This window comes from Flavobacterium terrisoli (assembly GCF_030167905.1).
Classification (GTDB): Bacteria; Bacteroidota; Bacteroidia; order Flavobacteriales; family Flavobacteriaceae; genus Flavobacterium; species Flavobacterium terrisoli.
In genome coordinates this window covers 151,083-167,362 of record NZ_JARGNA010000002.1, presented here as the reverse complement: position 1 = coordinate 167,362, position 16,280 = coordinate 151,083, and the positions used below count along the sequence as shown (strand labels likewise).

Here is a 16,280-nt window from a genome sequence, read left to right as displayed (position 1 = left end):
AATATAATTTATTTAACTATTTAATTATGATTTTCTTGCTGGTACTGCCTTTGTCTGTGTTCACTTTTACAATGTAAGCACCGGAATCTAAATCGTTCACCGGTAATTGTAAATTACTTTGATTTTGATTTTCTAATTTCCATTGGGTTACATTTTGTCCAATCAAATTGTATATGGACACAGATTTAACATTCACTTCCAACGATTCATTGTGGATAGTAATCATCTCATTAGATTGAGAATGAATCACAGTAATGTTGTTTTGTAATTCGTTTTGATTTGTTCCTAAAGCATTGGTGTTTAGGAAACGCAGTGAGAATCGACTATCATAAGTTCCCGCAGGCAATTCAATTTCAAAATTCTCTGTTCTGATGTTATGGTATTCATTGGTTACATTGTCATAGATAAAAACGTCCTGACTTTCATCCAAATTCTCTGAGCTGTCAATGCCAAATTTCACAATTCCGGCAGTTGCATTTTTAATCCCAAGCGGATAAATGTTACTCGTATTGAAAAAACCATCACCTTGAATATTCCATCTGGTCTCATTGTTTAAGAAATACATGTCGTTAGTAAGCATCTCAATACTCATTCCGTCGTAACCATTATCATAACCTGAAGTAGCATATTGGTTCATAAATCCAAGCAAAATTTGTCTGTGATAATTATCTGCAGAGTCAAAACCTAAATGCAGCTTGATAAATTGTTCATCAACAGGATTATCATCTCCCGATGCATCAGAATCTGCTACTGCCGGGTTAGAAGTTGATCTGAACAATTGATTAGATCTGGCATGGTCTTCCTTGACAAATACTCTTTGGTTATTTCTAAAGGTAATGGTTCCAGCTGTAGCACTCCCGGTTACAAAGAAACCTTGTCCAACCGGAATGTATCTTTTCGGTACTCTGCTGCTTGAACCTAAACCGCTAACTGATACTGGGGCAGTTCCACCTGTTTTGGTATAAGTTGCATATCCGCCTTGATATTGTGCAGTATTGTGAGTGTTATTCGTAGAGAAATGTTCCCAGAAATATAAAGTTCCTACAATACTTGATGCATTATCATCAATAAATAAGTTTGCATCAATAGAGGAAGGATAAGGATTACCAGCAAGGTTTAGATTGTTTGGAGAAACAGTTGAGGTAATGTTGCCATTATTTGGTTTTCCAACAAAAGTATAGTTCTGTTTTGGTGTAGCAGCTCCCGAACCTTTCAAAGTAAAACCTTGTCCCGGTAAAAGTGATCCACTTTCTCCTACGGCACCCCAATTGGCAACGCCACCACCTAATTCCTGGAAGTTAAAAACCCAATAGCTAGCCAAGGTGATTGGGCTGGTTGGTGATCCGTCTATTCCCGGAGACCAGGTTATATCCTGAGGCGTAGATGTTGTTCCATCTTTCATGACTTCAGCAACAGTAAAAGAAGCATTGTTTTGTGAACTGTTTATACTGCTTACCGGTGATGACCAATAATTATAGTTGTAGATATTAGACTGACCTTGTTGGTCTCTTTCAATAGATCCTGAGCTGGTCTCGTCTAGATCACTTCCGGCAGTTTGAAGCAATTGTGATTTACCGACTAAGTCAATTTTTCCGTCTAATTTTAAATAATGTGATACTTCAATTTTTGAGTCAACAGTAGCTGATAGTGTATTGCTGTCTACAAAAAGGGCTAATAAAGTAGCTCCCAAATTAGAATTTATATTGTGACTGGTTTTTACAATATTCCAAACTATTTTGGTCGATGCACTTACTATAGAAGCATCATTCGGTAAAGGTTGTATCGAACCGTTAGCCCAAGTTGAAGCACTGTTCCAAAGACCATCTGCGACAGATTGATAGGGCATTGGGGCCGTTTGTTGAGAAAAATTAACTTGATTCGTTGATAATAAGCTACCTCTGAAATTGTTAAAGGAATCGTCATTGATTGTCGAACCTATGAAGTTGTTCATCGAATAATAGGCCACAAGACTTTTCCATTTTAAACCTGAAATATCATTTTTGGCTATTGAAGATGGAATAACTGCGCCAATCGTTTCAAGTCCGCTTCCAAGTATCTCCTGATTGATTATAAATCTTAATTGTGATAAATTTAAAGTTTTGTTCCAAAGCCTAAACTCATCCAATTCTCCTTTGAAGTAATTTCTAATGTCCGATTTGCTTCTGTATTCAGCACCCAAAGAAAAGGTATTGGTATTTACAGCAGCAGCAGCAGTAGTAGCCGAAGAATCTAAAACACCATCAATATATAACTTTGTCGAATTTGTATTAGATATAATGGCAATATTATGCCATTCATTATTTGGTAATACGGTTGTTGAAGTCAATGATGCTCCGGTCCAAGTTACATTTAGTTTGTTATTGGCTGATAAAAACACTCTGTATCCTGTTGTCCCATTGTACTTAGATACGATTGTTCTGTCGGTTGCCAACCCATTTTGACCGGTTGGTCTCATCCAAAACATCATAGTGAAATTTGGAGTCAGATTGTTAACAGCATCAAACTTGATAACATCGTCCAATCCGTCTAAAGTAGCGTGTCTTGAGAAAGTACTTTGATGTGCAATTCCAAAAGTGAAAAATTTTGTACCATCAAAATCATAAATAGCCTCTTGTCTTGATCCGTTTACGGAAAGAAATACGGTTTCTACATTTGAAGTAAATGACGCATCATTCGCCACAATCAAAACATAGGCATCATTTCCGGATAAAGCTGGTAAGCCGCTAAAGTCTGTAGTTGGCAAAGACAATTTAGTGCTGGTAACATCACCACCAGTTTCAACTATTTTCCATACTTTGTTTGGAAGATCAACAAGAGTTGTTACACCTGTCCCGCCTGCGAAAGTGATTGTAGCGTCAGTTCCCGAATCATTCATCGAACTTCCGTTATCACCCCAAACGAGGTATCTTCTGTCACCACCAAAAGTATTGGTATTGGCAGCATTGGAAAGGGCAATTGTGCCCAGACCAACATAAGGGTTACTTGTAGTATTTTGCTTTTGGTTTAAGCTAATACTGTCATCTCTACCAATGAAGCGAACACTGTTATTGTAGCCGCTGTTTGTGGTAGCATTCCAAATTACCGTTCCGTTTGAATCGAATAAATCCTGACCAAATGTAATTGACGTTATTAATAACGCAATTAGAACGAAATAGTTTCTGTGTAGGTTAAGTACTGTATTCTTCATAACTTTTTGGGATTAGTTAATGATTGTTAAAATGAAGCTGAACTTCATCTGTTTATTTGACATTTCAAAATTAGGAAAAAACTATACACAATCGACAAAAAGCTTTAAATAATCGATGAAATACACAATATTAAATATATTTAATATAAAAAACTTACAAAATTAAAAATGAAATTAATCTTCCCATTGCTCTTGATTATCAATGGACTTTAAAAAAATGTAAGGTGAATGTTGAGGTGTTTTTGTAATAAACTTAGTTCGGAAGAATAAAAAAGGCTCGGAAATTTCCGAGCCTTTAAATTTTGTAGCGAGAGAGAGATTTGAACTCTCGACCTCAGGGTTATGAATTTGATATTTAAACCAATATAATCCTTTTTTTACTTGATTTGTAGAAAATCGTGTACTGTTTTGTGTACTAAATTAGTTTGCTAATATAATTATTTTTTTAAATTATCCTAATTTCACTTCCTTTCACTTTGAAGTCAAGTAAACTATCCAAATCTCTTAAATCTTCAACGGTTTTCATATTGTTCTTATCTGACAGTATTAATACACAGCGATAAATTTACAATAACAGCACCTAAATATGTAATAAAGTACACCAACGTCTAAACGGTGTTAAATTGTTAATATCTTTCATTGGTTTTCGGGTTGTTAAGTCTTGCTATTAAAAGGATTAACGGTAAAAAGCACAAAAATTTAACATTGTTAAAAACTTATTTGCACCCAATTGCAAGACAATAGAATTTCAATGTAATTTAGTAAAAATCAAAGTTAACATTTTAATACTTAATCATTATGACTGAAAACCTAAAAACATCTCAAACAACTCTGAGTAAGACAGTTCGTCTTGAACAGACAACGGTGCAGGACATTAATAGACTTGCAAAGGAAGAAAATAGGAATTTCAACAATTCAGTGGAAACATTGTTGAAATGGGCTATCGCAAATAGAAAAGTCACGGTTGATATTAATAATAACAATGCAAACAATGTGTCTATGTCATATTAAGTAAAATAAAAAAGAGGTACTCGTAATACCTCTTTTTTTCGGTGGCGCGCCGACTGCGCAAAAAATAATGTTTAATTCTAATTTCTTTAAATTATGCGATCCATAACAAGAACCATTAGAATTCCAGTTAAAATCACAGTTCGTAGAACGGTGACGATAACAAGAACCAGGTAATTACCTGGAGGGTAGACGCAAAAAGCACAAACAGATATGCCGGCTTTGTTTAATACAACCCCCATTAAGTTTGAGAACATAGCCTAAGCGTCGATTGAAAAGGGACAACGGGACGTTGTCCCTTTCTTTTTCAAATGTATGATATTTTTATGCATTTCAAAATTTAGACCGTTTTTCACATATTAACAACTTTATCAACAGTAGTACCTAAAATTGTTCATTAGTAAAAATTTACTGAACATTTAAATCTATAGAATAAAATTTGTGTTGCAAAATAAACACGACAAACGCTCTATAAAATCGTTCAACGTATATCATTAAAACGTAAGTTCTTAAAATTTATTGTTTCAACCCGATCTTTTCGGTTTTTTTATTTAAAACAGTTTTTGCAAAAAGTATGCCTTCTGTCTTTATTAATAAAATACAAAACATTTTTTTTAATATTAATCTCGTTTTTGTTGCTCTATAAATGACTGATTGTCAGTAACTTTTTTGTTATATTTGATAAGTAAAAATAAAATAACAATGGAAGAAGTAATTGTCAAAGACAAAGAAAAATACCTTAACGAGAATCATCCTTGTCAAAGCTTTTTAAACCTTGAAATTGAAGTTGTCTGTATTCATTGTAATACTATTTTCAAAGTAGGTAAATATAAAGTTTTCAAAGATGAAGACGGAGATGAATGGATTTGCTGTGCAAATGCTCCTGATTGTGACGGAACTGCTATTGACTGGATACCGTTAGAGTAAATAAGTTACACAAGTATGTATTGGCATATTTATCTATTAAAAATGTCACGAAACTGATATAGTAAGCGGTGAATTAGTCTTAAATCTTCTGTAACAATATCAGCACTACCACTCATCTCTTGTTGGAAAGCAATTTTCTTTTTATAGGAAGTTTGCAGCCCTTTAGGTAAATCAACATCAATTAATAAATTACCATCTTTGTCTGGGGTTAAAGAAATAGCTTTAATTTTTCCTTCAATTATCCCAAATTCTCTATCTGGATAATTAGCCAATCGGACATTTACTTTTTGTCCAATTTTTATTTTTCCAGAATTTTGTGCCGGTGCTTTAGCTTTTCCAATGTAACCATTCTCATTACTTGGTATAATAGCAAAAACATTATCTCCCTCACCTACAGTTTGATTTTTAGCCCAAAGTTGTAGATAAGAAACTTTACCATCTATTGAGGAGCGTAAAACATAATTTAACTCCCAATCTTTAATTGCTTTTTTAAGTGCATAAAAAGCTTGTATTACATTGCGCTCTAAATTTACAGTCTCTTTATTCTCGTTGATTAGTGTTGTTTTGCTATTCTTATTCAAATCATTTAATGATGATTTTAGCTGAGAGATAGAACTCAATAAACTTTTATAATTTCGTTCGGTTTGTAAATAACTCAATCTATGTTTTTCAATTTCTTGCGCTGCAATTATTCCTTTTTTAAACAAAGTTTCATAGCGGTCTAAATCTAATTTTTGAAGTTCAATCTCGTTTTGATTGATGCTTTTTTGTGATTCCAATAAACTTAAACGTTCCTTTAGCTGTATAGCTTCATAAATTTGAGCAGTTCCCTCAACTTTATAAGGTTGTAGTTTTGTGTTTAATTCAGATACACTATATTCTTTTTGAAATACTGCAAAACTACTTTCAATGTCTCCCAGTTGGACATTGCTTAATTTTTCAAATGGGAAACTATTTTTGTTAATATTAATGCTGTCAACGATACTTTTCAATAGAAACACATCTTTGTAATTGGCTGTGTTTTCAATTATGGCTAATGGTGTGTTATTTAAAATAGTTGCTTTATCTTCTACAAGAATCACTTCTATTTTTCCAGAAGTATTGGCGACTAATTTTTGTGGCGGTACATTAGTTGTGATTACAATTTGAGTTGAAATTGTATCAGGGTATTTAACAAGCCATGATACAAAGAAAAGTAATAGTAGAACACTTAAAATAACCGCTGAACCCCATCGGATTAACCAACTGGGAACACGAGTAAGTATTTCTTGTACTTCCTCACTTCTTAAGTCAAAAGAGATGCTTTTATCTTCCATACTAACTTCCTAGTTGTAATTGATTTTTGACTAATTTAAAATAACTCCCTTTTAATTCCACAAGTTCCTTATGATTACCAATTTCCACAATCTTACCTTTTTCTAAAACTACGATTTGATCGGCATTCATAACAGTACTTAATCGGTGTGCAATAACGACAACAGTCTTGTTTTTAAAGAAAACATCTAGTTTTTCCATTATCTCTTTTTCGTTATTGGCATCTAAGGCAGAAGTAGCCTCGTCAAAGAATAACATTTCTGGATTTTTATACACAGCTCTGGCAATTAACAATCTTTGTTTTTGACCAGTACTCATTCCAATGCCTTCCATACCAATTTTAGTATTATAACCAAGTGGATAATCTTGTATAAACTCTTTTATATTAGCAACGTCAGAAGCATAAACCAATCTCTTTTTATCAATTATGTCAACTCCAATGGCAATATTATTGGCAATGGTATCACTAAAAATATACCCTTCCTGCATAACAGAACCAATATGGTTACGCCAAGATTTTTGTGCAATGTTTTTTAAGGATGTTTTGCCTATAGAAATTTCACCATTAATCGGGTCATAGAACTTCAATAATAATTTCATTAGAGTGGTTTTACCGCTTCCGCTAGTTCCAACAATAGCTGTTATCTTATTGGTAGGAATAGTTAGGTTTAAATTTTCTAAGACCATTGTATCAGAACCAATATATCTAAAGGATAAATCTTTAATTATGATATCACTGTTTTGAGGTATTTCATGGGTTTGATTATATTCTTGTTGGGTTTCATCTTCTTTTTCGTGAATTTCAGATAAACGAGCCAATGATATTTTGGCATCTTGTGCTTCTCTGATAAAACCGATTAATTGCAAGACAGGTGCATTTAAACTCCCTACAATACTGCTAATCGCCATCATCATACCGAGTGTAATTTGACCGTCAATAACTAGTTTGGCAGAGAGAAAGATGATGATAATATTTTTCAATTCATTAATAAAATTGGAGCCGATGCTTTGAGTTTGCTCCAAAACCAAACCTTTCATTGATACTTTGAATAATCTTGCTTGAATGTATTCCCAGCCCCAACGTTTTTGTTTTTCAGCGTTATGCAATTTAATTTCCTGCATGCCATTGATAAGCTCTATTACTTTGCTTTGTTCTTGAGAGACTTCTGAAAAACGCTTATAATCCAGTTCTTTTCGTCTTTTCAAAAATAGGGTAACCCAAATAAAATATAATACACTTCCAATAAAGAAAACAGCAAATATTTTAAGGTTATAATAAGCGAGAACCCCACCCATAATAAACATATTAATAACTGAAAACAATATACTTAAGGAAGAAGTCGTTAGGATTCTTTCAATCCTGTGATGGTCATTGATGCGTTGCATAATATCTCCGGTCATTCTTACATCAAAAAATGAAATAGGTAAGTTCATTAATTTTATAAAGAAATCAGAAATAAGAGAAATATTAATTCGAGTTGATAGATTTAGTAAAATCCAGCTTCTTATTAGTTCCAAAGCTGTACTTCCAAAAAACAAAAATAATTGAGCAAACAATATCAAATAAATAAAATGGATATTTTGATTTTGAATACCAACATCAACTATGCTTTGAGTTAAAAAAGGGAAAACAAGTTGTAATAAGCTACCTGCCAGTAATCCTATTGCTAATTGAATTACATAGGATTTATAAGGGATTAAGTATTTAAACAATAAAGCAAAACCAAATGATTTGTTATCTTCTTTGTCGTATTCTGTTTGATTAAATTTTGCTGTAGGCTCTAATAATAGTGCAATTCCTTCTTCAGTAGTCTCGTTAGCATTATTACCAATCCAAAATTTGATAAATTCCTCTTTTGAGTACTCAATTAACCCAATTGCTGGATCAGAAATATAAAATATTTCTTTTCGTATTTTGTATAGTACTACATAATGATTTTTATTCCAATGTATAATACAAGGTAAAGGCGCTTCGAGTAGTTTATCCAAGTTGACTTTAACTCCTAAAGTTTTAAAGCCTATGGTTTCCGCAGCATCAGAAATATTCATTAACGTACTTCCTTCTCTTGTGGTCTCAGAGAGTTTTCTTAAAGTTTGAATGTTGAGGGTTTTGCCGTAATGCTTTGCAATAATTTTTAGGCTAGTTGCACCACAGTCCTTAGAGTCAGCTTGTATGTAATTAGGAAATTTTTTCAATTAAAATATATCTTCGATTAAATCGTTTATAAAAAACTCTAAATCTCCTCTATCATAAATCTGAGGATATTCATAACCATTTACGAAAATTGTTGGTGTAAATTGAATTTTATTCTCCGAACACCATTTGTGCCAATCATTTAAGGTAGTGTCAATTGGACTAAGTTCAGATTTATTCAAAACATGATGAGATTCTAACCACTTCTGAGTATTTCTAACTTGGTACCAATTTTTTATTGCTTCATTGAATTTTAATTCACCTTCTTGATGATAAATATCTAATAATGTCCTAAATACATTTTTGTTTTCATCAGATTCGAAATTAAAATTAGTTTTAAGAATAATTTGCACACAAATTTTAAACTTGCTTTTTATTAATAATTTTTCAATGTTTTGATGTGCCTCTTTACAATGTCCACAAAAAGGGTTGGAAATTAAAGTAATGATGGTTTTACTCTCAATGTCGCCAAGTTGCATTGCATTATGTGGTAACTCGATTTTCTTTTTTGAAATTAAGTTGGTTTTGAAAAGGTCATAATTTTTTTTAAACCTTAATGCCTTATATTGGAATTCTTTTAATTCTTTAATTTTAAGCAATTGATTTTTAATAAAGAACCAAGTTGTACTTACAAATAAGCCTGTACCTATTAAAACTAATAAATCTTTTATTAATATCTGATTTTCAAAGTCAACAATAAAAAAGTACAATACTTCAAAAATTAATAAAAGCGAAATCGATATGCAAATAGGGCACCATTTTTTTTCAACAAATTTTTGATAATATAGAGATATTAAAATTAGTGGAATACTAATAATTACTAGATTTTTTTGAAGCAACATATATCCTGATTGTTCAGAAAATATTAAAAAAAGAATATTATAGATAAATTGAGATGCAAAAAAAACAATACTCAAATCTGAAAATTTCAAATAGTTGAAAACCTTCCATTTTGATGAATTTATAATTTCTTTACAACTTGTTGAAGTAGTTATATTGCAAAAACTATCTACTAATTTATTATCAATCCCAAATAATTCTTTAAAAACTGACGTTGAAAAGATAATCCCAATAAATGGAATTAAGACGAATAATTTATCTGAGGAGTTTCTTTCCGATAAAATTATACATAAAAAAATTATTGCAAAACTGACAACAGGTATTAGCCACGAAAAAGAATTCCTTTTTTTTATTGGAAAATCATTATTACTGTTTGCTAATAATACTATCCTAGTCCATCTTTCCTCAAGGAAAGATTCAGATTTTGTCTGAGGATTATTTTTATTTAAAATATATCTATCATTTTCAATTTTTTCGATATGATTTAATTCTACTCCTTTTCTCTCTTTATGAAGTAGAGCTAAAAAATTATTAGGTAATTCTTCTAAATTGGAAAAATCAACTCTAGTTACAACATTTTCTATATTGAAGAAATTCAATGCATCAGATATTGCTAAAATGGAGTCAGGCTCTGGATGTGAAAGGATTTGAAATTCTAATTCAACTTCATCAATAATAATATTTTCTTTTTTTAAATAAGATGAGAGTGCGCTAAAAGTTTTGTTCATGAAATTTTAATAGATTATTTTAAATACTCTTTAATTTGAGCGAATGTTTCAATTGAACCTCTGAGGATAATTTTCCCTTTTGAATCGACTAAAATAAAAGTAGGGTAATAAGTAATATTTAATTGGTTTTTGATTGAATATGCACTTTGTTTTCCCATCATTATAAAACCGTTTGTCCAATTCATATCATTTTTAGTAATGTATTTTTGAACAGCTTCTTTATCTCTATCAACAGCAAAACTTAAAATGCTCAATTTATTTGAATTTTGGGTAAAAAGTTCATGTATTTGAGGAGTCATTTTAATACATGGTCCACACCAAGTTCCCCAAAATTCTATTAAGGTATATTTTTTCTTTTTAAATATGTCAATAAGATTTATGTCTTTTTCTTGAATATCTTTGAATTGAATGTTTTTAATATAATTATTAATTGAACTACCATAATTATCTTTTTTCTTTTTGATAAAAGACAGATATAGTTTTGAAATATCATTACTCAGACTATCTATTTTAAAGAGCTTATTGTTTAGGGAAACAGTATCTCCAAATTTATATTGAAATTGGTCATTATATGTGTAATCAGTTAAACTATACATTATTTCGTTTGGTTTAATATAAATTGCACCAAATGTGTTGTCTAATCCATCAAAAATAAAATTAATTTTTTTATTGCCAATTTTAGCTTCACCTTCCCACATGTCTGAAAATCTTATGATAGAAAGATATTCTTGGGCTGTTTTACTATAATTTAAATATTTTTCATTGTATCTATCTGGATACAAAATAAATTCCCTAGTATGCTTTTGCGTTATACCTTTAAGAGTGCTTTCATAAGTATATTTTGAAACTTGTAATTTACTTAATGTTTCTTCAATTGGTTTCTTTCTGAAATCAATATCATATTCATATTTTACATCATCACTAAAATCTTTATTATGGTTTGAATCAGCTATGATGAACTGTTTGTTTTCATTAAAGCCTACAACAACAATCAAACCTCTTTTTTGTTTTATTTTAGAGAGATTTAATGTGTCTATTTTATATTCTTCAATTGCTTTTAAATATTCTTCTTTTGTTAAATCTCCGGATTCATATAAGTCAAAAAACAACAACGAATCATAAAGCTCTCCATAAAACTGAATAGAATCATTAATTGGGATTCCAATAGAATTATCAATTATTTTTTTCTTATACTTTGGATTTTCGTCAAGGCTTCTAAGAATAAACTTGTTGTAACGATTTTTAATTGTTGAATTTTTCTTTGGTATTTGTTTTAATTCAACAATCAAATTTTCATTTACTTTTTTCTGAGAGGATAATGTAAATACGGTGAATATGATTAAGAAAATGCATGTGTGTTTTTTCATATATGATTTATATAAATAAAAGAGAATGCTAAGTTATAACATTCTCTCTTATTCTTCTTTAATTTAACAATCACAAGATTTGTAAGAAGATGTTGGCTGACCTGAGTCTTGGCATACAGTAGTTGCGCAGTAGGACTTTACTCCAGGTCTGTTGCAAGCTGTCCCACAATCCGCATCACTTTGGCAAGTGTCTTCTGTACATGGTCCATAGCCATCGCCAAGCTCAGGAGGTGTTCCACCTGAAACATTTCTCATTTCTGTTCTGCTAAGAGGTGTTCCGATAAATTTAAAATTTCCCATTTTTTTGTTTTAAAAGGTTAATAATTATTAATGAAACGAAAATAAATAAAAAATCATTTGATTTATAAAAAAAAACAAAAAAAATATTACAATTATTGTCAAGTAATAAAATGTAATGTTATCTTTTTAGTGATTTAATTTTGAGACATCAAAAAATGTATTGTAAAATTCAAAGAGGAAAATGCAAGTTTAAAAGAGCTTTTGAAGAAAACTTCTCCTTAAGGTAATAAGCAACTATCTCAATAATAAGAATGATTGTTTACGATGTTATCAAATTTTTCTAATACCATTTCCTTTTTCATCAATTAATTCAAAAGTTTCAACAAGTGAAATTAAACAGGGATTGATTTTTGAAAGTCGTTGAACTTTTTTTTCTGTTTCTGACAAAACTATTTCAGGATTCTTTTCTTTAGAAGCATATTTAATCGCAAAATATATGTCAGCTAAGTCAGTTCCTATCTCAAATTTTGAGTTTTCGATTAGTGAGCTACATTTGATTTTAAAGCCTAGTTGTTTAAGTTCTGTTACTTTATTATTCCACTTTGTAAACTCACCTTTATCAGGATAAATAACTATATTTTCATTTTTTAAGGGTTCTAATAATGGTAGTTTTAGGTTTTGCAATCCTCCACTTGCAAGCCATATATATTCTGGTAAAAATATACTCATAATGATTGCAGTCTTCTCTGATTCCACTATAGCAACAGTATCTATAGGTCTTGCAATACCTTGCAACGGTATTGCAAGTCTAGGATTAACTAAATGCAAACCAAATAAACATTGTTTGAGATTGAAATCAGGTTTCTTAATTTTCTTATGAACCCAATTGATGTGTGGGAATGGATTTTTTACTCGTTTACCGGTATTTTCGTCAAATAAAATTATTTTGCCTGTATGGACTTTTTGAGTTTGATTTATTTGCCAAAAGATAGTTGCACCATCCCAAAGTTTAGAAGTTCCTATTTTATACCTTGTAATGCAATTTTCAACTTCATCTTTAGAAAAATGCTTTTTGAGAAATTTAATAAAATTGTTATTATCATATTTTTTTAAAGATTGTGTTACCAAGAGAGGGTTAATGTAATTGGGAGTAACCATGATCGGTGCAATATTAGGTATTGCAATACACTCATTTTGCTTTGGATTTTTATGATACCCACAACTAGTCTCTCTATCGCATCTACCTATAGTTTCATGCAGATATTCGCCAGTGATTTTATCTATATACCTAACAAATCGTTTTTTACCACAAAGAGGGCAAATAAACTTTTTGCTGGAATTGTCTAATGAATATTTAAATTCACTCATAACTATTCGTAATGTTCGTAATACTCGTAGTCATTACGACCTTTACGAGGATTGCGATTTTAAGTTTTGGGTTTGAAAACTGTAGCCAACAAATACTCAATTGCATCTTGTTTTGTAAATTTTACTTTTTTGGATTTCTTCATCCTGACATCAATAAATACTTTTTTATGATGCTTATCAAGCAGTACAATAAATTTCTCCCTTTCCTCCTGAGGAAGAGCAAGAAAAACATCATATACTGTACTTGCATTCATTATTAAAGATTATTTTTCTTTAAAATGACTCTTACCATACTTTCAGAAATAGCTAATTGATTTCCAATTTGAACGTTTGAAATACCTTGTTTTTTTAGTTCAATCACCTTGTTGTTACGTTCACTTTTATCTTCACCAGTCATTTGACGTAAATGGTCAAATTCACTGCCGAATTCAATAAAACTGAACTGTAAAAAGCTGTTCACTTTTTCAATTCTACAAACAATAATGTTTTCTGAATCATAAATATGTTCACAATTACGCTGTTTGATTTGCTTGATATATCGTAATCCAACTTCCTGATTACTTTCTCCGATTGCAAAGCTACTGTCACAGAAGTTCATAAGCATTTTGCTTCCAGATAAATGGTTTTTGGTTATTGGTTTGCAAGTGTCTATTTTAGGAGTATGTGCTATAACTAAAATTGATAAGCCATATTTGTTTTTCAAATCCTTTAGAAATTTCATCAATGGCAATGCATCTTTTGCTTTTTCATTATCAGTTTTTAAATAGGTAATATTGTCGACTATTAAAACTTTAACACAATAATCAATAATTGATTTTTCAAGAGAATAAAAAAGAAACTCTTCAAAGGTTTTAAATCTTTTATCTTCAAAATAATCTGGATTAATTTCAGCTCGTAGGAAGTTTGAACTAAATGAAAAATGATTTGTAAAATTTTCAGAATATCTGTTTTCAAACTGTTTGTCTGAAAGTTCAAAATCAAAATATATAATTGGAGTGGGAGGACATTCTAACTTTAAACCACAAGTAGAAACACCAGTACTAATACTGTTTGCAATCTGTACCGCCAAAATTGACTTGCCTAAATTAGTGTCGGCAAACAAAATACATATTTCCCCTTCAAACCAAAATTCACCAAATAACATTCTGGGGATTGGTCTATTTTTGGCAATCTCAATAAACTGATTAGCTGATTTGATTTCAAAAATGGAGTTTGAATCAGGAACCAATTCGTTTCTTAACTCTTCCTTGAAAACATCGAGATTATCATTCATAACATTTAGATTTTCTACAAATCTATTTTGTTAAAACGATGTAATACTGTATGCTAAGTTTTTAAAACTTTAATTAAAGTATTTTAAACTTTAATTAAAAAAGGGAAATACGAATTTAAAGTCTCTTTGAATTTTATATATTCTTTGTTTGGTTTTGAAAACCAATTTCCAAATATTGATTGATGGGTTCCAATCTCCCAATTAAAACTATTTTTCATAGCACTATATATCTTGGTTCTGTCTCCGTGAACCAAAGAGATTATTTCAAGTTCATTAAAATATTCAATTAGATATCTTAATTTTTTTCCTTTTTCATTTTGAAATTTTTCTGAAATTATTTTTTCAATTTCTTTGTTTCTTTCGTGGGAAATAAAATCTCTAAAGTATTTTTCTCTCGGTGTTAGATTAACAGAAAACTTCTTAAATACATTTGTTTCATTTACTTCTTGAATAAAATTTTGAGGATTAAAATTTTGAGCTTTTAGACCTGTTATTTTTTCAACTTCTACTAAATGATTATTAAAATTAAAATTTTGGCAATTAAATAATGCTAGTGTTTGAGTGTTTTTAACTGGTGATTTTTTTTGAAAATAAAAAGATAATTGATTTGAAAAATAAGTGTAGGTTTCAACTTCTTTTAGGTATTTTTCAGAGAGGTAATTAAAACTATTACCATCCAAAGACACTTTATATTCAATTAGTTTAAAACAATTATCTTGCAATTTAGTGGATTTTAATAAGAGTGTTGTTAATTCAATACTACTGTTGTTAATCCAATTAAAATCATTATCTATTTGAACTATTTTATCAAGCCAATTATATACAAAATTTGTGTCATCTGCCAAACTTTTAAATTCATTTATATCAAGAATTGACTTGGGTATATAGAAAATAAAGTTTCTAAATACCTCATTTGCTAATTCGTAATATTTTGAACTTAAATCAGACATCTTCAATTATAAAATAGGGTTTGCCATTGATGTTCTACCATTAGAAAATTTGCCTGTTCTATGACAGTATTTTTCGGGATAATCCCAGTTTTCAAAAATCACCCATGATTGATAGGCTTCATAACAAAACGGTCTTGTTGGGTCAAAAGGGATTCTATTTCCTGTTCTTATGCAATAACCTAAATCTGAATTGTTGTTTTTGTTATAGTTTTGATTTCTTCCTTTCGGTTCATTAACTGATTGAAATTCTTCTCTAGTTGGTTTTGTGTCATTTTGAAATAATTCATAGTCAAAATCATTATAAAACTTTTGCTCAAAATTTCTGTTTCTATATAATGCGTTTGTCTCATCAAATAATACCACATGACCGAGATGCTTTTTTGAAAGCCCTAAATTGGTTTTTTTATACAAAGGTCTCTTTACAAAAACGCAAGGATTACTTTTTATAACCTCATTAGTTGAGTTCATCGAATCAGAATACAATTTATCAATTGTCAATTTTGAATTAGGAAATGAAATTCCATATTCAACATTTCCAGTCATTGATTTACCTAGCAAGTTTAACGAAGTCAATAATGCTTCGTTTTCATTGGAATAATACTTTGCATGAAGATTATTGCAATAGATAATGACTATGTTTTCAAAGTCTTTAAAAAACTCCAAATCATCTTGATTTAAGCTTCGTTGAGTTTCTCCCTCATTTTTGCCAAAAACTAATATTATTTCTAGTTCAGGACTGTTTTTAAGTTTGCTAAATATCTTTTTGCAATACTCATCTAATCTTATAAAAGGAGAAAGTATGATAAGTTCTTTATTAGCTTTCCAGATAATATCTGTTAGCTTTTCATCTAATGCTTTTCCTGTAAAAAAATCTGCCATTTTTA

Annotated in this window: 12 protein-coding genes; 1 reads left to right on the top strand and 11 read right to left on the bottom strand. The window is 30.3% G+C overall.

Annotated elements, in window-relative coordinates; genetic code table 11:
* Nucleotides 1–16 precede the first annotated feature (16 nt).
* Entirely contained in the window at nt 17–3,187 is a 3,171-nt protein-coding gene (locus P1K33_RS02850) for a T9SS type A sorting domain-containing protein (RefSeq protein WP_284651350.1), read from the bottom strand.
* Nucleotides 3,188–4,897: 1,710 nt separating this feature from the next.
* Between P1K33_RS02850 and P1K33_RS02845 the strand changes: the two genes are divergently transcribed.
* Nucleotides 4,898–5,122 carry a hypothetical protein gene (locus tag P1K33_RS02845; protein WP_284651349.1) on the top strand — a complete coding sequence of 75 codons (225 nt, stop codon included), beginning with the start codon at nt 4,898–4,900 and terminating at the stop codon, nt 5,120–5,122.
* Nucleotides 5,123–5,151: 29 nt separating this feature from the next.
* On the opposite strand, the gene P1K33_RS02840 is transcribed toward P1K33_RS02845, so the two are convergent.
* The 10 genes from P1K33_RS02840 to P1K33_RS02795 form a co-directional block, all read right to left on the bottom strand.
* On the bottom strand, nt 5,152–6,438 hold the full coding sequence (locus P1K33_RS02840) for an HlyD family secretion protein (RefSeq protein WP_284651348.1): 1,287 nt from the start codon (nt 6,436–6,438) through the stop codon (nt 5,152–5,154).
* A gap of 1 nt (nt 6,439) precedes the next feature.
* Nucleotides 6,440–8,632: a peptidase domain-containing ABC transporter gene (locus tag P1K33_RS02835; RefSeq protein ID WP_284651347.1), complete on the bottom strand. Its 2,193-nt coding sequence runs from the start codon at nt 8,630–8,632 to the stop codon at nt 6,440–6,442.
* Nucleotides 8,633–10,198, bottom strand: a complete 1,566-nt coding sequence (locus P1K33_RS02830; protein WP_284651346.1) for a vitamin K epoxide reductase family protein — start codon at nt 10,196–10,198, stop codon at nt 8,633–8,635.
* Nucleotides 10,199–10,212: 14 nt separating this feature from the next.
* Nucleotides 10,213–11,565, bottom strand: coding sequence for a TlpA family protein disulfide reductase (locus tag P1K33_RS02825; protein ID WP_284651345.1), 1,353 nt, complete (start codon nt 11,563–11,565; stop codon nt 10,213–10,215).
* Nucleotides 11,566–11,628: 63 nt separating this feature from the next.
* Entirely contained in the window at nt 11,629–11,865 is a 237-nt protein-coding gene (locus tag P1K33_RS02820; protein ID WP_284651344.1) for a hypothetical protein, read from the bottom strand.
* A gap of 270 nt (nt 11,866–12,135) precedes the next feature.
* Entirely contained in the window at nt 12,136–13,173 is a 1,038-nt protein-coding gene (locus P1K33_RS02815) for a DUF6371 domain-containing protein (protein ID WP_284651343.1), read from the bottom strand.
* A gap of 59 nt (nt 13,174–13,232) precedes the next feature.
* Nucleotides 13,233–13,427, bottom strand: a complete 195-nt coding sequence (locus tag P1K33_RS02810; RefSeq protein WP_284651342.1) for a hypothetical protein — start codon at nt 13,425–13,427, stop codon at nt 13,233–13,235.
* A gap of 2 nt (nt 13,428–13,429) precedes the next feature.
* Complete coding sequence (locus P1K33_RS02805; protein WP_284651341.1) at nt 13,430–14,446, bottom strand: AAA family ATPase; 1,017 nt, start codon at nt 14,444–14,446, stop codon at nt 13,430–13,432.
* Nucleotides 14,447–14,529: 83 nt separating this feature from the next.
* A complete protein-coding gene (locus P1K33_RS02800) occupies nt 14,530–15,396 on the bottom strand; it encodes a hypothetical protein (RefSeq protein WP_284651340.1) in 867 nt (288 codons plus the stop codon).
* 6 nt (nt 15,397–15,402) lie between these two features.
* Entirely contained in the window at nt 15,403–16,275 is an 873-nt protein-coding gene (locus P1K33_RS02795) for a phospholipase D-like domain-containing protein (protein ID WP_284651339.1), read from the bottom strand.
* Between the last annotated feature and the right edge of the window lie 5 nt (nt 16,276–16,280).